The organism is Flavobacterium psychrophilum, from assembly GCA_001708385.1.
Lineage (GTDB): Bacteria > Bacteroidota > Bacteroidia > Flavobacteriales > Flavobacteriaceae > Flavobacterium > Flavobacterium psychrophilum_A.
Window position 1 is genome coordinate 3,384,428 of sequence record CP012388.1, and the last position, 21,664, is coordinate 3,406,091.

The window sequence follows — 21,664 nt, forward strand, 5'->3', positions numbered from 1 at the left end:
TTTATCGTCAATAGGTAATTAACTTTTCTATTGTTTCTGAGATTCCTTCTTTTAAAATATCAAAATTCGTAATCGTATCACCATTAAACTGGCGTTTTATAGCCTGCGTTTCTATCGTGATAAGATTAGATGTTAAACCATCCAGCTTAAATATGTGAAGGCTTGATTTTAGGTTATGTGCAATTTTTTTTACGGAATCAAAATCATTTTGGCTAATGGCTTTTTCGAGCAGTTCTGTTTCAATAGGTACTTTATCAATAAATATTGCAACCATTTCATTGATAAAATCCTTGTCCTCGCACGACATTTCCAGCAGGTAAGAAAGATCTATACCTTTAAAATTATGAATCTCTTCCTCACTAATTTCGTATAAAACTCTATTTATTTCAGCTAATAGTTCCGCCTGTTTAAAAGGTTTTGGTACGTAGCCGTTCATGCCAATATTATAGCATTTTTGTTGTTCACCCACTAATGAATGTGCTGTCATAGCAATGATAGGCACGTCAGATTTTAATTCGTTTCGAAGGTATTCAGTAGTCTGGTAGCCATCTTTAACAGGCATTTGCAAATCCATCAAAACAAGGTCATACTGTTTTTGGGTAAACATTTCTATCCCTTCCTGGCCATTATTTGCAATATCAAGATCAAAGCCAAATTCGTCGATAACGCTTTTAGCTAGTTTTTGATTTAGTATGTTATCCTCACACAAAAGCACCACCAGTTTTTTAGGCTGCAGCAGTGTTGTCTGTGATTCCTGGTAGACTTCGGGTTTAGTATCAGTTTTTTTGAAATCCATTATAAAATAGAATTCAGAACCTGCCCCAAACCTGCTTTTTACACGAATTTCGCCATTTTGCAATTCAATTAGCTGTTTAACAATATTCAGTCCGAGACCGGTACCACCAAAGCGTCGCGTTGTGCTTTCTTCTGCCTGCGTAAACCTATCAAAAATGGTATCCAGTTTTTCCTTTGGAATACCTATACCTGTATCTTTAACAGAGAAGCGAAGTTTATAAGTACCCTTAGTTTCCTCAATTTTTTTAACCGAGATAGTAATTTCTCCCTCAGTGGTAAATTTAATGGCATTACCGGCAAGATTGGTTAAAATCTGATTGATCCTGCCTTTGTCTCCGGTAACCATTTCGGGCATATCGGCATCTAAAAACAGGTTGAATTCAATTTCGGGAGTTACTTTAACTTTAAGCAGGTCGTACGTATGCTTAAGTGCCTTTTTTAAATTGAAGGGATGCGATTCTATAATAAGGTTGCCCGATTCTATCTTAGATAGATCCAGGATATCGTTAATGATAATCATAAGATTTTCACCTGCTGTTTGCACATTATTGATGTACTCTTTCTGAGTGCCGTCAAGTTTACTTTTAGCAAGAAGATCGGTAAAACCTATGATAGCATTTAGCGGAGTCCTTATTTCATGGCTCATATTAGCAAGAAAACTGTCCTTGGCATAAATAGCCAGTTCGGCAATTTCCTTTTGCTTATCCAGCTCTATATTTTTTACTCTTAATTCCAACTGGCTTATAACATGGTTTGCCAGTATTTTAAGCGCGTTTCTTTGATCGTCGTTAATCGTTTTCGGTGTGTGGTCTATGGCACAGATAGTACCAATATTAAACCCATCGGGAGACGTTAACGGTATGCCTGCATAAAATCCCACATTAAATCCGCCACCTACGTTAGGGTTGCCAACAAGTTTAGGTTCTTTATTAGCGTCAGGTATAACCCACATTTCCTTTTCCATCAAGGTGTACTGACAAAAAGTAGTTTCGCGTGGCACATCTTGTGCTTCAAACCCTACTGTTGCTTTAAACCATTGCCTGTCTTCGGCCATGAAGGATACGTGTGCAACAGGAACATTACATATATAAGCGACAAGCTTAGCGATGTCGTTAAATTCCTGTTCTGGTAGCGTGTCAAGAATATTATAGCGTCTTAAAGCAGCCAGCCTTTCCTTTTCGTTGACAGGTATAGGATACGTTTGTGTAGACATTTATAAATTTTTGGGGTTGGATTTATAACTTGAAACCGGGCAAAAACCTGTAAGGAAGTTAGCAGTTGCCTTTATTCACTTCAAATATAGTATTTTTTTATAAATAAGTCCTCTCTCAGCCCGCAACAGGGTTATTCTTAATTATAGTGTAGTTAAAAATCGTACTTAATCAGTCGATAATTCTATAGATATAGATACAATATAAGCGTTGACATCATCAACGTTTTGGCAGTAAAGTAAGGATTTTAAAGTCTTAAAAAACAATAATTTTTTGAATTATATGTATCTAAATCATACATATTTTGCATATTTAATATAATTACAATAACTTTTATTATATTTGCCACCTCATAAACATTATTTTTCTTAAGATTTTGAAAAATATATAACTTCACTTTGCATAATCACTATTCATCTATATTGTAATGAAAAAGAAACAAGTCTCTATTAAAAATATAGCGTCGGCACTTAACATCTCTGTTACGACTGTTTCTTTTGTATTGAATGGTAAGGCAAAGGAAAAGCATATATCAAAAGAGCTTACTAAGAAAATATTAGACTACGTAAAAGAGATCAATTACAGGCCTAACCAAATAGCGCAAAGCCTTCGTACCGGAAAATCCAAGATATTGGTTTTTATGGTAGAAGATATATCAAACAGTTTCTTTGCCAAGCTTGCCCGTATTATAGAAGACATTGCATACGAGAAAGGCTATAAAGTTATTTTTTGCAGTAACGAAAATGACGATGAAAAGTCGGAGGAGCTTATAGAGCTTTTTAATTTCAGGCAGGTAGACGGTTTTATCATAGTGCCGTCTCCGGGTATTAAAAATACAGTTGAAAGCCTTATCGAAGAAAATATACCGGTAGTACTTTTAGACAGGTATTTCCCCGGACTTGAAAGCAACACGGTAATTATCGACAATGAAGAAGCTGCCTTTACAGCAACGTTACACTTAATAAACAACAACTACTCAAAGATTGCTTTCATAACAACCGATACTACTCAAACACAGATGCTGGACAGGCTTATGGGGTACGAACGAGCTATAAAAGAAAATAATTTAGTGCCTTCTGTGCTTTCTATACCATTTAGCCAAACCGGAAAAGAAGAGGGGAAAGAGCTTATAAAGGATTTTGTGAAAAATGCTACAGATCTTGATGCTGTATTTTTTTCTACCAATTATCTTACACTAAGCGGCCTTGAAGTATTTAAAGAGAATAATCCAAATGCTATGAGCAGCCTGGGTATTGTTACTTTTGATGACAACGAGCTCTTTAAAATATTCAATCCTACTATCACTGCTGTTTCTCAACCCCTATGGGAGATAGGTACAGAGTTAATGCAGTTAATGCTTAATTTGTTGAAAAAGAAAGATGTAAAAGATTCTCCGGAGAAAATAGTACTTAAAACAGAGCTTAAAGTGCGTGAGTCTTCTGCACTTAGAAAATCGCCTGTTATAGAAATGTAATCTATTAGTTTTTTGTGTCTGGTAATCTTTGCCCTACTACTATAACCTTTTCGTTGAAATTTGCCAAATATGCCTTTTTGCGCAGAATTTTTAAAAATCCGTAATATTATATTGTCAAATTTTAATATTATTTCTGGTTTTATAGATACGAAATGTTCAATATTTATTTTAATTTCGAAATAAATAATAATTGAATTCGCATAAATACACCTTATTTTTAATTAAAAATCTATTTATTAACACTAATTTTAAATAGATGAAAAATTATTTTTTTTACTAAATCGTTTTAGTACATTTGATTTCACCATTTCTAATTATTATACCACAAATAATTCTAACCCTAATGAAAACTAAAACTACTTTGAAAATTTTGTTGTCATCAGGCTTAAATTTAATTACGCTCAGTAATTCGAAATTAAGTAAGCCTGGATTGATTTGTCTCTTAATGCTATTTCTCAGTATCGGAAATAGTTTTGCAAAAACTAACTATTTCCAGGAGCCAATAGTTATAACAGGAACCATAACCGATATAAAGGGAGGTTCATTACCTGGGGTGTCTATTCTTGAAAAAGGTACATCCAATTCGGCACAAACAGATTTAGATGGAAACTTTACTATTAAAGTAGCGTCATCACAATCAGTTCTTGTTTTTTCTTATATCGGAATGAGAACGGTTGAAAAATTTGCAAATAGTACAAACATGACTATTGTTCTGGAAGATGATGCTACAAATCTTGAAGAGGTTGTGGTTGTGGGTTACGGAACCCAAAAAAGAACAAAGGTTGTAGGTGCTATAGACCAGGTTACCAGTAAGGCTTTTAACGGACGCGCAAATGTAAATGCAACTCAGGCATTACAGGGAAAGGCACCGAGTTTAACTATTCAGCAAACCAGTGCTGAGCCGGGTCAGGGGTTAAATATTAACATTAGAGGTATTGGTACCTTGGGTAATAATAGCCCGCTAGTTGTTATAGACGGTATTGTAGGAGGTGATATTAATGCTCTGAACCCATCAGATATTGAGAGTGTTTCGGTATTAAAAGATGCCGGTAGTGCTGCTATATACGGTTCGAGGGCAAGTAATGGGGTTGTGCTCATCACCACAAAAAAGGGTAGCAGAAACAGCCCAATGACCGTACAGTATAATAGTCTTGTTGGTTTTAATAATCCGCATTTCTTTACTGCGCCGGTACATGGTTATGAAAATGCGATGTTGCGCAATGAAGCTGCATTCAATTCAGGAGAGAGTAGCGCGGTATTTACCGCTGCACAAATTGCACAATTTAAGGCGCAAGGCGATACAGAATGGTTTGCTAAAGAAATTGTTAAACCGGCAGCTCAGCAAAATCATAACTTAACAATATCTGGAGGTAGTGAAAATTCTACTTATTTGGTTTCATTGGGATACCTTGACCAAAGGAGTAATTTTGTTGGGCCAGATAAAGGTTTAGAGCGTTACAACTACAGAATTAACCTAACGAACGAGTACGGAAGATTCAAGCTTACATCTACATTGGCTTATGCTAAACAAAAAATTACAGATCATTCATCCAACACGAGTACATTAATGGTAGATGCTTTCAGGGTACCATTATATTACAGGCAGAAAGACGAGCAGGGTAATTATTTAACCAATGATATTCTTCAACAATTTAACTCACTAGGTATATTAGAGCAGGGTGGTTTCAGGAAATATGACGATGATGATATTTTCGGGTCATTAAATGCTGAACTAAAACTAACGGATTTCTTAAAAGCAAAAGCTGTATTTGGTGGACGCGTAAGGGCTAACAGTATGTATAGCAGAGTTAAAGAAGTTAATTTCTTACCAGGAGGTATATATGGCGCAGATAGAAACACTAACGATGAAAGCAGCAAAACCATGGATTTGAATACTCAGTTTATGCTGGAATTCAATAAAATATTTGCTGAGAAACATACTATAGGAGCATTGATTGGTTATTCTAATGAAAACTATAAAGGAAGAGGAATTGGTCTGTACAGAAAAAATACAGATGTTGCCTTAGGTACGCCTGTGAGTGAAACAATTATTGACCCGGAATCATATGGCTCTAATGAAAGTTCACGCGACGCAAATGGCAGCCCGGCTTTAAATAGTCTTAATTCAGTATTTGGGCGTGCTACTTACGATTTTAAGGATAAGTATTTTGCCGAATTCAGTTTTAGGTATGATGGTTCTTCTAAATTCAGGAAAGATATCCGATGGGGCTTTTTTCCATCTGCAACTGTCGGTTATGGTTTAACGAATGAAGACTTTATGGGTGATTATAGAGATAAGGTAGGGAACATCAAATTCAAGGCATCATACGGTATCTTGGGTAACCAAAATGTTGGTGATTTCCAGTATCAAACAACTTATTATTCATTTACTAATGCTTACGGTTTTAATAATAATGCCGTTAGCGGTACAGGTTATAACTTCTCAAATCCAGATCTTCAGTGGGAGAAAGCAGCAACGCTTAACTTGGGCGTTGAAGCCGATTTCTTTAAGGGAGCATTAGGCGTTACTTTTGATTATTTTGACAAAGTAACCAGGGATATCTTACTACCTCCACAGGTGCCGGGTGCTTTTGGTACAGGATTGCCTAATTTCAATGCAGGTAAACTAGGCAATAGGGGCTGGGAAATCAGTGCGACCTACAGACATGCGGGTAAGCTTTTTAACCATAGCCTTACTATAACATTAGGAGATTCTAAAAACGAAGTACTTGACTATAACAATGGTCAGGAGCAGCTTACGGGAGTTGAAGAGCTACAGGTGTTACTTCGTGAAGGATTGCCGTTTAACTCTTATGTGGGGTTAAAACGTGATGGGTACTTCCAAAGCTGGGAAGAGATACAAGGTGCAGCAGTACCGGAAGGAATTGCTGTGCAGCCTGGAGACAACCGATATGTTGACCTTAATAAAGATGGAAAAATTGATGATAATGATAGATTCATATTTGGCAACCCTTTTCCAAGATATACATTTGGAGCAACATACAATGTTGATTACAAAGGTTTTGATATGAGTATCTTTATCCAGGGTGTAGGTAAAAGAACCATGATGATACGTGGTGAACTTGTCGAGCCTTTTCATTACAACTATGGTATGACAATGTATACCCATCAGTTAGATTACTGGACTCCTCAAAATCCGGATGCAAGATATCCGCGTTTAGCAAACAACGGAACTGCATCTAACACCAACAACTTCAGGAGAGGATCTGATATGTATTTATATGATGGTGCTTACGCAAGGCTTAAAAATATTCAAATTGGTTATTCGCTTCCTGATAATGTACTTAAAGATATCGGGCTAAAAGGTTTCCGTATGTATGTATCGGGTCAGAATCTTTTAACATTATCTAAAGTTAAGTTTGTTGATCCTGAACTTTCTGAGTTCAATAACAGTATGAGAACATCGGGCGCAAATAGCGGAAGAGCTTACCCAACACAAGTATATTACGGATTAGGACTGGACGTTACCTTTTAATAAGAAGAAAAATGAAAAATATATTTAAACAATTAAAATTTATTCCGGTTTTGCTCCTGCTGGTTGTAGGATGTGAAGATCTTGATACGGCTCCGGAAAACAAGTTTACCGATGCTAATTACTGGACAAGTGTAGAAAATGCGCAATCGGTTCTAAATACGGCATATTCGCAAATGCAGTCCAGCGCCTGGTTTTTTTATAATGAAGGACTGTCAGATAATGCATATAATGGAAGAGGAGATAATGAAGGTGCAGCATCTTTAGCTGCAGGTATTTATGATCCGTCGTTAGCAAGGATTAAAAGAGAATGGGTTGATAGGTATGCAGGTATAAAAACATGCAACATTTTGCTTGAAAATATCGATCGTGTTCCAAGTGCAGATCCGGCTATAATTAGCCGAATTAAAGCAGAAGCACGTTTCCTAAGGGCTTTTCAGCATTTTCAGTTAACCACGTGGTTTGGTGATATTCCATTATTACAAAAAGATCCGTCGTTAGCGGAGGCTACGACAATTAGCCGTACTCCTCACACAGAAGTAGTTAATTTTATTTTGAGCGAACTTGATGATGTTGTTGCTGTTTTACCTAAAAATACAGAGTACGCAACAGCAGATAGGGGTAGAATAACATCTGGTGCAGCGCTTGCGTTAAAGGCAAGAGTATTATTGTATGAAGGAAGATGGGCAGATGTAGTTACAGCTACAGAGCAGCTTATGGCAGGTACTTATGGAACATATAACCTTTTTGCTTCTTATGAAGGTGTGTTTCTTCCCCAAAATGAGTACAATAGTGAGGATATTTTAAGCATTCAGTATGTACCACAATTCAGAATGTGGCCTGAAATGTTTGATATGGCACCAATATCTGCGGGAGCAAGGCTTAATGCACTTGCGCCAACGCAGGAACTTGTAGATAGCTATATCATGCTTAACGGAAAAAAGATAAGCGAAGACGGTTCAGGATACAATGAAGAAGATCCGTATGTAAACCGTGACCCGAGATTAACAGGAACTGTTGTATACCATTTATACAATTGGCAGGATCCGAATGGAACGGTTCGTCCTATCTACATCAAACCGGGTTCTGGGCCTGAAGGAAGTAAAGCAGACGAATATGTGTCAGGATCTTCATCAACAACTACCGGATATTACACACGAAAATATTTCGATCCTCAGCATTTAACATCATTACAATCGGGCTTAAACCTAATGTTAATTCGTTATGCAGATGTATTGTTAATGCACGCAGAGGCTAAAAACGAATTAAATCAGATGGACGGTACCGTTTGGGGCCAGACTATTGGAGCACTTAGAACACGCGCCGGGTTTACCGACGCTGCTGCTGTAAACTTTGACGGTTCACTAACGCAAACAGCGCTTCGTGAAGTGATACGTAACGAACGCCGTACAGAATTAGGTATGGAAGGGTTAAGGATATTTGACATCAGGAGATGGAAAATTGCAGAAGACGTACTTGACGGATGGGCACATGGCGCGCAATTTGGCGTACAATCTATTGATAATGGATATCTAAGGGTGAATTTAAGAACTTTTGACCCTGGTAAACATTACTTATGGCCAATACCTAGGGATGAGCGCTTGATTAACTCAAATCTTTCTCAAAACCCAGGCTGGTAATCTTTAAAAATCAAACAAAATATAAAACTTAATAAGATGAAAAATATATATTCAAAACTGTTACTGATTGTATTTTCAGTATTCGCAATTGGCTGTTCAGACGATGATACTTTAAGCCATACAAACGTAAGTGCAGTAAACGCACTTTATGCTCCTGCAAATAACAAATCCTTTGACCTTAACGCAGATAGTTCTGTTGTATTTGAGTGGGAAGGCGCTAAAGCAGAAGACAATGGTGTCGTGCTTTATGACGTAGTATTTGATCTTGAAAGCGGAGACTTCTCTAACCCAGTTTATGTAACTCCATCTGACGGCAACGGGTTTCAAAAAACGCTTAACTTATCTTTCGGGAACCTTAATAGGATTGCAATTATGGCAGGCATTAAGTCTGGAGAAGTTGGCAAGTTAAAATGGACTGTACAATCTTCAAAAGGTTTAAATGTTCAGAAATCAGCAGTTTCAAGTCTGATAGAAGTAATAGGTGCAACCGGATTTGAAACACCGGATCAGCTTTTTATTACAGGTTCAGGTTCTGAAGATGGTGATGCCTTCAAAAAAACAGGAGCTACAACATTTGAAATATACACACAGCTGTCTGCCGGTGAATACCAATTTATTACGAGAAAAACCGGAACACCGGAAGCATTTTCTATAAGCGAGGGTAAATTAGTACAGGATGGTACGACAACGGTTACCGGTAACGCTAAGGTTTATAAAATAGCTATCGACTTCAGTAAAAGTTCTGTGGCAATGACAGAAATACAAAAAGTTCAGCTTTGGTTTGCTCCGAATGACGAATTCATGTTCGACTATGAGTATGCAGGCCATGGTATATGGAAAGCAGACAACAAGCAGATAGTTTTCAAACAGGAAGGATGGGGCAGAGATGAGCGTTACAAGTTTAAATTTACTTTGGCAGGTGGCGAACAGTGGTATGGTAGTGTTAACAATGATAATAACAGGCCTGATGCAAATACAGCCGCATCGTACTGGTTTATGGTTCCTGTAACCAGCGACCGTTGGAATAACAGCTTTAAGTTTGCTACAGAGGTAGATAACAGTACTGTAAATGCAGTAATCAACTTTAGTGCTTCTGTTCCTGCTTACACTCACAGTTTTACAGTTCTATAGATAAATTATACAGTATCTCTTTGGGCTTAACGTTCAAAGAGATGCTTTAAAATAAACAATCATGAAAAGAAATTTTTCAATACGCCAGAGTTTATTAATTGCTTCGATTATTGGAGCAGGATTGCTTACTGTTTCGTGTGATGATGATCCTATTCCGTTAAGAGATCCTAATGGTACGGTTCCAACTGAACTTGTTTATACATGGGAAGCAACAGCAGATTCATTACAAAATGCTACGTATCAAACCTATTTAGGAAGCAATGGAACTTTTGTACAGGACAATCAGGGTAACACCAATTTTAATTACTGGCCAAATGCGCATGCACTTGATGTTTTGGTAGATGGCTACGTAAGAACGGGTGACGAAAATTATGTATCAAAGATGAAAGCTTTGGTACAGGGTATTAAAGTTAAAAACGGAAATACCTATAACAATGTTTTCAACGACGATATGATTTGGCTTGCCAATTCAGCACTTCGTGCATTTGTAGCCACCAACGACCAGGAGTATAAAGACGTTGCCGATTACCTATGGGACAGAATTAAACTTAGTTGGAGCGACGACGTATTTGGTGGAGGTATCACCTGGAAACAGGATACACCAAAACAAAAAAATGCAGTGTCCAATGCACCTGCTGCTATCATTGGTTTAAGGCTTTATGAGCTTGATAATGATGCGGAAGATTTAGAATGGGCGAAGAAAATTTATGCATGGCAAAAAAGCAACCTTGTTGATCCTGCTACAGGATTGGTATGGGATAATATTGCAGAAGTGAACGGCGTGGTAGTTACAAACAAAGACTGGGTATTTACTTATAACATGGGTACATGGATAGGTGCAGGACTTAGATTGTACAAGGCTACGAACGACTCAGGATACCTTAACGATGCTGTTAAATCGGCGAGATCGTTATTAACAAGCCCTAAACTTGTTTCTGAAGGAATACTTAGAGACGAAGGCCAGGGTGACGGTGGTTTATTTAAAGGAATTTTGGTACGCTACTTTACAGAGCTTATCCAGGAGCCAAATATAAACGCAAGCGACCGTGAGAGCTTTGTTGATTTCCTTAAATTCAATGCACAGACATTGTATAGAAAAGGTATTACAAGGCCGGCAATGTTCTGTGGTTCGAATTGGAGAGTAGCACCTACAGGTGGTACCGACCTTACAACGCAGCTTAGTGGCGTTATGCTTATAGAAGCAGCAGCTAAACTGGATAAAGCAGGACAATTTGATTAAGAATTAATAGAAGTTGGGTTAGTAATTTTAGTACCTGCAGGCATTGGGCTGCCTGCAGGTTTTATTTAACCTGCTTTGCATCAATCATCAAACCGAATGAAGAATACAATTTTAGCATACAGCTTGTTTCTAATTGTTTTTGCTATGCAGCAATCGCATGGGCAGGACTGGGCTAATTTAAAGCGTTATGAAAAGGAGAATGCCCAACTGGCACTTCCGGCTGCTAACGAAAACAGGGTTGTTTTTATAGGCAACTCTATTACAGAAGGCTGGCTACGTGTTCATCCTTCATTTTTTGATGGCAAGCCTTATATAGACAGGGGCATTAGCGGGCAAACCACATCGCAGATGCTGTTGCGTTTCAGGCAGGATGTCATTAGCCTGAAACCTTCAATTGTGGTTATACTTGCCGGAATAAACGATATAGCAGAGAACACTGGGCCAATAACCCTTGAAGAAACTGCCGGAAATATCTTTTCAATGGCAGAACTGGCAAAAGCGCACGGCATTAAAGTAATAATGTGTACCGTATTGCCTGCATCAGACTTTCCGTGGAAACCGGATATGAATCCCAGACCGAAAGTCGTAAAGCTTAATGCCTTATTAAGCAGTTATGCAAAACAACATAACATTCCGTTTGTAGATTTTTACACGTCAATGGTAAATAATTCGCTTGGTTTACAGAAAGAACTTGGCGAAGACGGCGTGCATCCTAACGAAAAAGGGTATGCCATTATGGAACCTCTTGTAGAAAGGGCAATTACCAATCTTTCCAATAAAAAATCCAAAAAACTAAAATGAAAAATAATGTAACAGTAGCCTTACTGCTTTTTGCTGCACTTTCCGGTTTCGCACAATGGAAACCGCAAGGCGACAAAATTAAAACCAAATGGGCAGAACAGGTTGACCCAAATAAAACTTTACCCGAATACCCACGCCCAATTATGGAGCGCGGTAAATGGAAAAACCTTAACGGTTTATGGAACTATGCTATACAGTCTGAAGGAGCGACGGCTCCGTCTAAATATGATGGAAAAATACTGGTTCCGTTTGCTGTAGAATCAAGCTTGTCCGGTGTAATGAAAACTGTTGGTTCTGAAAAAGAACTATGGTACGAAACATCATTTACTGTGGACGACGACTGGAAAAATAAAGATATACTGCTACACTTTGGCGCCGTAGATTGGAAAACCGAAGTTTGGCTAAACAATATAAAAATTGGTACGCACACTGGTGGCTATACCGAATTTTCATTCAACATTACTCCGTTCTTAAACGGTAAAAATCAAAAGCTGGTTGTTAAGGTTTGGGATCCCTCAAGTGATGGTACTCAGCCCCGAGGTAAGCAGGTTAAAAATCCTGAGTCGATTTGGTATACTCCGGTAACAGGTATCTGGCAAACCGTATGGCTGGAGCCGGTAAATAAAAAATATATTCAGGACATAAGGACTACTTCTGACATTGATCATAACACAATCAATATCGATACCAAAGCCGAAGGTGCATCTTCTTCGGATATTGTAGAAGTTACGGTATTAGATGGTGGTAAAGTAATAGCATCGGCAAAATCGGTTGCGGGTCAGTCATTAGATATCGCTGTACCAAATGCCAAATTATGGTCGCCGGAGTCACCTTTTTTATATGATACCAAAATCAGGCTTGTCAGTAATGGTAAAGTGGTAGATGAAGTTAAAAGCTACTTTGCGATGCGTAAGATATCGTCTAAAAGAGATGCAAACGGTGTCATGAGGATGCAGCTTAATAATAAAGATGTTTTTCAGTTTGGCCCTCTTGACCAGGGATGGTGGCCCGACGGTTTATACACCGCCCCAACTGATGAAGCATTAAAATATGACCTTGTTAAAACCAAAGAACTTGGCTTTAATATGATTCGTAAGCACGTAAAGGTAGAGCCCGCACGCTGGTACACGCATTGCGACAAAATGGGCTTTCTAGTATGGCAGGATATGCCTAGTGGCGATGCCGGACCAATATGGCAGATGCACCAATACTTTGATGGCACCGAGCTGAAAAGAACAGCACAATCTGAAGCTACCTATAAAAAAGAGTGGAAGGAAATTATGGATCAGCTGTATTCATATCCAAGTATTGTAGTATGGGTTCCCTTCAACGAGGCATGGGGACAGTTTAAAACGGTAGAGATTACCGAGTGGACAAAGCAGCATGACCCAAGCAGGCTGGTAAACTCTTCAAGTGGGGGTAACCATTTCCAAACGGGTGATATTCTTGATATTCACCATTACCCCGGCCCTGAATTAAAACTTTACGATGCCCGCAGGATTACTGTTTTAGGTGAGTATGGCGGAATAGGGCTGCCGATGGAAGGCCACTTATGGCAAACCGATAAAAACTGGGGTTACACGCAGTTTAAAAATACGAACGAAACCACAGCCAAGTATAAAGAATATGCCAATCAGCTTATAAAACAGGCAAAGGCAGGATTCTCTGCTGCCGTATACACGCAGACAACAGATGTTGAAGGTGAAGTAAATGGTTTTATGACTTACGACCGTAAGGTGGATAAAATGAATTTTGCCGAGGTAAATAAAATCAATAAGGAAGTAATCAATTCTATCAATAACTAAGTTTTGACAAAATTTCATAGCATATATAAATTTGTTTTTGGGTTATTGGCATTTGCGGTATGTGAACCGTTTAATGCCCAGAACGTTCCCGTTAGCGATGTTAAGCCGCCTGTAGACTGGGTTAATCCGCTAATGGGTACCGATTCTGATTACGATGTTTCTAACGGAAACGTATATCCTGCCATTGCTATGCCGTGGGGTATGAACTTCTGGACACCGCAAACAGGAAACATGGGAGACGGATGGGCATATACCTACAGGGCAACTAAAATTAAAGGTTTTAAGCAAACGCATCAGCCATCGCCGTGGATGAATGATTACGGACAGTTTTCTATCATGCCGGTAACAGGTAAGCTTAAATTTAAACAAGATGAAAGGCAAAGCTGGTTTTCGCATAAAACCGAAACCGTTACGCCATACTATTATAGTGTATACCTCGCAGATCATGATGTAACTACCGAAATTACACCAACTGAAAGGGCGGCACGTTTTAGGTTTACATTTCCGCAGGGTGATGCTTTTATTGTAGTTGATGCCTTTGATAAAGGATCGTACATAAAGGTCATTCCACAGGAAAATAAGATAGTGGGTTACACTACTAAAAACAGCGGTGGGGTTCCATCTAACTTTAAAAATTACTTTGTAGTAGTTTTTGATAAGGCATTTTCGGTTACTAATACCTTTAACGGAGATGTACTAGGCAATGCACTTGAACTAACTGCCGATCATTCAGGGGCGGTTATAGGCTTTAAAACTAAAGACGGCGAAAAAGTAAATGCTCAAGTAGCATCGTCATTTATCAGTCTGGCGCAGGCAGAGATCAACCTTAAAGAAATTGGAGGTAATGATTTTGACCAGCTAAAACAAAAAGGCAAATCTATCTGGAATGAAAGGCTAAGCAAAATAAAAATTGAAGGCGGCACAGCTGCCCAGACAACTACGTTTTACTCATGCATATACCGTTCATTACTTTTTCCAAGAAAGTTTTATGAGATCGATGCTACTGGTAAAGCACTACATTACAGTCCGTACAATGGTCAGGTATTACCTGGCTATATGTATACCGATACCGGCTTTTGGGACACCTTCAGATCGTTGTTTCCTTTCCTAAACTTAGTATATCCAAAGATAAATGCTGAGATACAGGAAGGTTTATCTAATGCATATAAAGAAAGCGGATGGTTGCCGGAATGGGCAAGCCCGGGCTTAAGAGATATTATGGTGGGCAATAACTCGGCTTCGGTCGTGGCAGATGCTTACCTCAAAATTGGAGGGGAGAATACATACGACATTAATAACCTGTACGATGCGCTATTACATGGCTCCAACAATGCAGGGCCTATGAAAGCAGTGGGACGTGCAGGCGCGACAGAATACAATAAACTGGGCTATGTTCCGTATGATGTGGTTAACGAAAGTGCTGCCCGTACATTAGAATATGCTTATGACGATTTTGCTATCTATCAATTGGCAAAAGCCTTAAAGCGTCCGAAAAAAGAAATTGAGTTGTATAAAAAACGCAGTCAGAATTATAAGAACCTTTTTGATCCCACCCACAACTTAATGCGCGGAAAAATGACAAACGGCAAGTTTATGGAACCGTTTGATCCTATACGTTGGGGCGAAGGCTTTACCGAAGGCAATAGCTGGCATTACAGCTGGTCAGTATTTCATGATGTGCAGGGGCTTATTGACCTGATGGGGGGTAAAGAAACTTTCACCAGACAACTGGATAGCGTTTTTGCTATGCCGCCTGTTTTCAACAATAGTTTTAACGGAGGTTTCATTCACGAAATGAGGGAAATGCAGGTTGCCAACATGGGGCAGTACGCTCACGGTAATCAGCCTATCCAACATATGATCTATCTGTACAATCATGGCAGCCAGCCCTGGAAAGCGCAATACTGGGTTAGGGAAACCATGAACCGTTTGTATAACCCGAATCCGGACGGCTATTGCGGTGATGAGGATAATGGGCAAACATCGGCTTGGTATGTGTTCTCGGCGATGGGCTTTTATCCGGTAACCCCGGCATCAGACCAATATGTTATAGGCGCACCTTTGTTTAAAAAGGTTACACTTGAACTGGAAAACGGAAAGCAGGTAATTATAAATGCACCGCAAAACAGTGAGGAAAACAGGTATATAAGATCGATGCAGTATAATGGCAAAAACTACACTAAGAACTGGTTGAGCTATAGCGATCTTACCAAAGGGGCAACAATAGATGTCGAAATGACAGCTACGCCCAATAAGGACAGGGGCACTAAAAAAGAAGACCTTCCTTACTCTTTAACAAACGAATAATAGTAAAGGCCAGAAAGCCTGACAATTTTAAAATTTACAATAATGCAAAGAAGAAAATTTATCCAGAACACAGCTTTATTCAGTGGTTTGACTCTGATAGACCCTATGGAAATTTTAGCCGCTACCAACACAACTAAAGATTTCCCTGTAGTAAGGGTTGCCAAAGGCAAAAGGAATTTTGAAAGTGATTTGGTAGAGAAAACTATTGCTGAATTTCAGAAGAATGTAAAAGATAAAGAATTGGGATGGTTGTTTAATAACTGTTTCCCGAACACGCTGGATACTACAGTTACCTATAGCGAGAAGAACGGCAAACCCGATACCTATGTAATTACAGGAGATATTGATGCTATGTGGTTAAGGGACAGTTCTGCGCAGGTATGGCCGTATATGGCTTTTGCCGGTAAAGACAAAAAACTGAAAAACCTTATTGCAGGCGTTATAAACAGGCAAACAAAGTACATACTTAAAGATCCGTATGCTAACGCATTTTATAACGACCCTGAGAAAAAAGGGGAGTGGACAACTGACCATACCGATATGAAACCGGGCGTACACGAAAGAAAATACGAAATAGATTCGCTTTGCTACCCGATACGCCTTGCTTATAACTACTGGAAAAACACAGGAGACACAGCTCCGTTTGATGCCGAGTGGGTAAAAGCAATTAAGGCTACGCTAAAGGTATTTAAAGACCAGCAGCAAAAAGATGGTACAAATCCATACCGATTTGAAAGAACTACACAGTTTGCTACAGATACAAGGCCGCTTAAAGGGTACGGATATCCGGTTAAGCCTGTAGGCTTGGTTTGCTCGGCATTCAGGCCAAGTGACGATGCTACTGTTTTCTCTTTCCTTATTCCGTCTAACTTCTTTGTAGTTGTTAGTATGAATCAGGCTGCAGAGATGATGGAGACTATTAAAAAAGACAATGCTACTGCAAAAGAGCTAAGAACTCTGGCATCAGAAGTTGATAAAGCTATTAAACAATATGGTATAGTAAAGCATCCTAAATACGGAGATATCTATGCTTTTGAAGTTGATGGTTTTGGAGGTCATTTGTTGATGGACGATTCTAACGTGCCAAGTTTATTGGGACTACCATACTTGGATGCTGTTGACGTTAATGACCCTACATACCAAAACACAAGGAAATTTGTGCTTTCGGAAGATAATCCATTCTTTTTTAAAGGTAAGGTTGCAGAAGGTATCGGAGGTCCGCATGTAGGTATGGATATGATATGGCCAATGTCTCTTGTTATGAGGGCGCGTACAACATCAGACCCTAAAGAAATTAAAGAATGCATTAAAATGCTTAAGGCATCGCATGGTGATACAGGTTTTATGCATGAGTCTTTCCATAAAGATGATGCAAAGAACTTTACAAGGTCATGGTTTGCATGGACAAATACTCTGTTTGGGGAATTGCTATGGGATACGTACCTGAAGCAGCCAAAATTGCTTGAAGTATAACTATAAACTCCAACTAAAATTTTTACAGGATGATAAAATTCAAAAGTAGTATTGCGCTGGCAGTGCTTTCGGTCGCTATGATCGGGGCTAAAGCCAACGCGCAGAAAACATCTAAATATACATCTCAGGTAAATACCTTTATTGGTACAGCACCTTTGTTAGATGAAAAAATTATTGGATACAAACCACCCTCCGATATGCGTGTTTGGGCAGGACTTGTATTCCCGGGATCGTCTGTGCCTAATGCAATGGTACAGTTAAGCCCTATGACAAAATACAGGTCGGGTGCAGGATATGAGTATGAAGATACTAATATTCTTGGTTTTACCCATACTAACAAAGGTCACTGGAACTTATGCCATATTCCGTTACTACCTGTATCGGGCAACGCTTCGGCACCATTCCAGTCATCATTTAGCCATACACAGGAAAAAGCAAGCCCTGCCTATTACGAGGTATTCTTAAAAGACTATAACGTACAGGTAAAGCTAACATCTACACTGCGTTGTGGTATTCATGAATATACCTTTAAAAACAACAAAGGACGTAAAGTACTTTTTGATCTGGGGCGTGCCAACAACCATGTAGACGACTGGCAGATTAAACAGGAAGGTAAAAATGTTGTAACCGGTTTCCAGAGAACAGGTGGCGAGAAAATTTACTTCTACGCAACAGTTAGCAGCGATATCGACAAAGTTGATGTTAAAGACATGGCTAAAAGCAACGGTTATGCTATGCTTAACATTAAAGATGGCGACAACAAACCGGTTACGGTTAAAATTGCCCTATCGTTTGTGAGTGTAGAAAATGCACAAGCTAACCTTAAGGCAGAAGCTGCTGATAAAACTTTTGCAAAGATTCAGGAAGAAGGTAACACTACATGGGAAACTTTACTTTCTAAAATTCAGGTGAAAGGCGGTACAGACAAACAGGACAAAATGTTTTACAGTATGCTGTACAGGTCATTCCTTTGGCCTGCGCTAAGAAGTGATGCAAACGGACAGTTTACAGATGAAGCAGGTAAAGTAAGAAAAGAGAATTATCATTATTACACACTGCCTTCTTTTTGGGACGATTACCGCAACAAGCTGGTATTGTTAAGCATTGTTTCACCAGATGTTACCAGAGATGTAATAAACTCTGTTATTAACGAAGGGGAGATAAAAGGCTTTATGCCAACCTTCTTCCACGGAGATCATGCGGCATCTTTTATCGCGGGATCTTACATGAGAGGTATCAGGGATTATGATGTGAAAAAAGCATATCAGTTATTACTGAACAATGCCTACAAAGAAGGCGGAACAAGGCCATATATTTCTGAATATATAGCTAAAGGTTTTATCTCTGAACCGGATATTAAAGATCCGCAGGTAGAAACAAAAGCACATGCAGGTGTTACAAAAACACTTGAGTACGCTTACGATGATCACGCACTGTCATTACTGGCAAAAGAACTCAACGATACCGAACATTATAACGACCTTGTAAAGCGTTCTAAAAATTATGCTAATGTGTTTGACAAGCAGACTACCTTTATGAGGGGTCGACTTGAAAACGGCGATTGGATTACTCCATTTAACCCTGAGTTTCCGTATTACGAGTACATGTACCGTGAAGCAAATGCATGGCAGTTATCTTTTTATGCACCGCATGATATGCCGGGTCTTGTTAAGCTGTACGGAGGTGCAAAACCTTTTGAAGCAAAACTTGATGAACTGTTTACAAAACCGTGGAATCCTAATTACATTGCTTGGAACATATCAGGATTTATCGGTCAGTATTGTCACGGTAACCAGCCCGATCATGAGGCACCGTTCTCCTATTACTTTGTAAATAAGCCTGAGAAGTCGCAGCAGCGTATCGACGAAATTCTGGATACAATGTACGGCATCGGTCCTGAAGGACTTGCTATGTGCGGTATGGACGATGCAGGCGAAATGTCATCATGGTATGTGTTTGGTGCATTAGGATTATACCCGCTTTCACCGGCAGATCCTGAGTACATTGTTACGGTTCCTGTATTTAAAGAAGTACAGTGGAATTTAACTTCAGGTAAAAAACTAACCATTACTAACCCTAACGGTGGGCGTAACCTTAAAGATATTAAGGTAGACGGTAAAAAAATAAACGGTTATTATATCCCTCACAACCTTTTTGTTAAAGGTGGTAAGGTTGAGGTTGATACCAAAAAATAATACTTCCTAAAGCATTAATCTTTCAGAAGATATAAGAGTATGTTCGTCCCGCCCAGCGGGACGTTCTGCGATATAAAAACCAGAAACCAATGAAAACAACCAATACATTATTAACCTGTCTTATCCTGTTTTTGGGGCTATCAATTGTGGTATCTGCCCAAAAAAATAAGTTCGACCTGCTTTCGCCGAATGGCGGTATTAAAGTATCGGTCAGCTTAGAAGATAAAATCTATTATACCCTTTCGGCAGACGGGAAGGAACTGGCTGCTAAAAATCATCTGGCAATTAGCCTGAGAAATGAAGTGCTGGGAGATAAACCTAAACTTTCAGGATCAAAAACCGGAAAGATAAGGGAGGTTATTAAACCTGCTATCGCTTTAAAATATGCTGAGGTTAAAAACGAATACAATTATCTGTTACTGAATTTTAAAGACGGTTATTCGGTTGAGTTCCGTGCTTTTAATGATGGAATAGCCTACCGTTTTATCACCGCTAAAAATGGCACTGTTGAGGTTTTGAGTGAAGATTTTGCGCTGAATTTTCCCAACGATTACCTGCTGCATTTACAGCAACCTGGTGGATTTAAAACTGCTTATGAAGAAGCGTATACACATGTTGAATCGCAAAAATTGTCTGCTACCGATAAGATGGCTACACTACCATTATTGGTAGATACCAAAAAGCAGTACAAAATATTAGTAAGCGAATCGGATCTGTCGGATTATCCATGTATGTTTCTTAAAGGTACCGGCAACGGTGTGCAGGCAACGTTTCCTAAAGTGCCTATGCAATTTGGACCCGATGGCGACCGTAGCCTGAAAATTGAAAAAGAAGCCGACTATATTGCGAAGACCAGTGGTACAAGAAATTTTCCGTGGCGTTATTTTGTCATTACTAAAGATGACAAAGAGCTTATAGAAAATACTATGACGCTTAAATTAGCGCACAAAAGCGAACTTGCAGACACCTCATGGATAAAACCCGGACAGGCAAGCTGGGAGTGGTGGAACGATGCATCGCCGTATGGCGAAGATGTAAATTTTGTTTCGGGATATAATCTTGAAACCTATAAATACTACATTGACTTTGCTTCTAAATATGGTATTAAATACATTATTATGGATGAAGGCTGGGCAATGAGTACAACCGATCCCTATACGCCAAACCCAAAGGTAGATGTGCATGAGCTTATCCGTTATGGTAAAGAGAAAAATGTTGATATAGTACTTTGGCTTACATGGCTTACGGTAGATAAGAACATGGATTTATTTAAAACCTTTAAGCAATGGGGCATAAAAGGAGTCAAGATCGACTTTATGGATCGTAGCGACCAGGTTATGGTAAACTACTACGAGAGGGTTGCAAAAGAGGCTGCCAAACATCAGCTGTTTGTTGATTTTCATGGCTCGTTTAAGCCGGCAGGATTAGAGTATAAATATCCAAACCTTATTTCTTACGAAGGTGTTAGGGGTATGGAACAAATGGGTGGATGCACGCCCGATAACAGCCTGTATTTTCCGTTTATGAGAAATGCGGTTGGCCCTATGGATTACACTCCGGGGGCGATGATAAGCATGCAGCCCGAAGTATACAGATCGGAGAGACCTAACTCTGCAAGCATAGGCACAAGGGCGTATCAAATGGCACTGTTCGTAGTTTTTGAAAGTGGTATACAAATGCTTGCCGACAATCCAACGATGTACTATAGAAATGCCGAATGCACCGAATTTATTACCGGCATACCTACAACCTGGGATGATACCAAAGCACTAGTCGCTAAAGCCGGTGAAGTTGCTGTTGTTGCCAAGCGTAAAGGCGATAAGTGGTTTGTAGGGTGCATTACTAATAATAGCGAAAGGGAAATAGCAGTAAAGTTTGATTTTCTTGAAAAAGGCAAAACATACATTATGACCTATTTTGAAGATGGTATTAATGCCAACCGCCAGGCGATGGATTACAGAAAGAAGACTGCAAGCATAAAAGCGGGTGATACCATAACTATTAAAATGGCACGCAACGGCGGATGGGCAGCAATGCTGACAAAGATCAATTAGATAATAATTTAGTTTGTAATAGGTGAAAAGGGCTGCCAGAATTTC

The 21,664-nt window shown here is 39.2% G+C and carries 12 protein-coding genes; 11 read left to right on the top strand and 1 reads right to left on the bottom strand.

The features are described from left to right. Positions 1-7: 7 nt before the first annotated feature. Positions 8-2,008 carry a chemotaxis protein CheY gene (locus ALW18_14975; GenBank protein ID AOE53704.1) on the bottom strand — a complete coding sequence of 667 codons (2,001 nt, stop codon included), beginning with the start codon at positions 2,006-2,008 and terminating at the stop codon, positions 8-10. Positions 2,009-2,433: 425 nt separating this feature from the next. On the opposite strand from ALW18_14975, the gene ALW18_14980 reads away from it, so the two are divergent. The 11 genes from ALW18_14980 (at position 2,434) to ALW18_15030 (ending at position 21,619) form a co-directional block, all read left to right on the top strand. After that, positions 2,434-3,480, top strand: a complete 1,047-nt coding sequence (locus ALW18_14980) for a LacI family transcriptional regulator (GenBank protein ID AOE53705.1) — start codon at positions 2,434-2,436, stop codon at positions 3,478-3,480. Positions 3,481-3,925: 445 nt separating this feature from the next. Next, positions 3,926-6,976 carry a hypothetical protein gene (locus ALW18_14985; protein AOE53706.1) on the top strand — a complete coding sequence of 1,017 codons (3,051 nt, stop codon included), beginning with the start codon at positions 3,926-3,928 and terminating at the stop codon, positions 6,974-6,976. 11 nt (positions 6,977-6,987) lie between these two features. Then, the gene (locus ALW18_14990) at positions 6,988-8,613 is read left to right on the top strand and encodes a hypothetical protein (GenBank protein ID AOE53707.1); all 1,626 of its coding nucleotides are present in this window, start codon (positions 6,988-6,990) and stop codon (positions 8,611-8,613) included. A gap of 36 nt (positions 8,614-8,649) precedes the next feature. Next, complete coding sequence (locus ALW18_14995; protein AOE53708.1) at positions 8,650-9,744, top strand: hypothetical protein; 1,095 nt, start codon at positions 8,650-8,652, stop codon at positions 9,742-9,744. Positions 9,745-9,895: 151 nt separating this feature from the next. Continuing rightward, positions 9,896-10,984: a hypothetical protein gene (locus ALW18_15000; GenBank protein ID AOE54437.1), complete on the top strand. Its 1,089-nt coding sequence runs from the start codon at positions 9,896-9,898 to the stop codon at positions 10,982-10,984. Between the two features lie 96 nt (positions 10,985-11,080). Next, positions 11,081-11,785: an acylhydrolase gene (locus tag ALW18_15005; GenBank protein ID AOE53709.1), complete on the top strand. Its 705-nt coding sequence runs from the start codon at positions 11,081-11,083 to the stop codon at positions 11,783-11,785. Further along, positions 11,782-13,590, top strand: a complete 1,809-nt coding sequence (locus tag ALW18_15010) for a beta-galactosidase (protein AOE53710.1) — start codon at positions 11,782-11,784, stop codon at positions 13,588-13,590. The genes ALW18_15005 and ALW18_15010 overlap by 4 nt, the downstream gene beginning before the upstream one ends. A gap of 45 nt (positions 13,591-13,635) precedes the next feature. Further along, a complete protein-coding gene (locus ALW18_15015; GenBank protein ID AOE53711.1) occupies positions 13,636-15,897 on the top strand; it encodes an alpha-mannosidase in 2,262 nt (753 codons plus the stop codon). A 42-nt stretch (positions 15,898-15,939) separates the two neighbouring features. Next, the gene (locus ALW18_15020; protein AOE53712.1) at positions 15,940-17,370 is read left to right on the top strand and encodes a Tat pathway signal protein; all 1,431 of its coding nucleotides are present in this window, start codon (positions 15,940-15,942) and stop codon (positions 17,368-17,370) included. 29 nt (positions 17,371-17,399) lie between these two features. Then, the gene (locus ALW18_15025) at positions 17,400-19,565 is read left to right on the top strand and encodes an alpha-mannosidase (GenBank protein ID AOE53713.1); all 2,166 of its coding nucleotides are present in this window, start codon (positions 17,400-17,402) and stop codon (positions 19,563-19,565) included. Between the two features lie 89 nt (positions 19,566-19,654). Further along, positions 19,655-21,619 carry an alpha-glucosidase gene (locus tag ALW18_15030; protein AOE53714.1) on the top strand — a complete coding sequence of 655 codons (1,965 nt, stop codon included), beginning with the start codon at positions 19,655-19,657 and terminating at the stop codon, positions 21,617-21,619. The last annotated feature ends 45 nt before the right edge of the window (positions 21,620-21,664 follow it).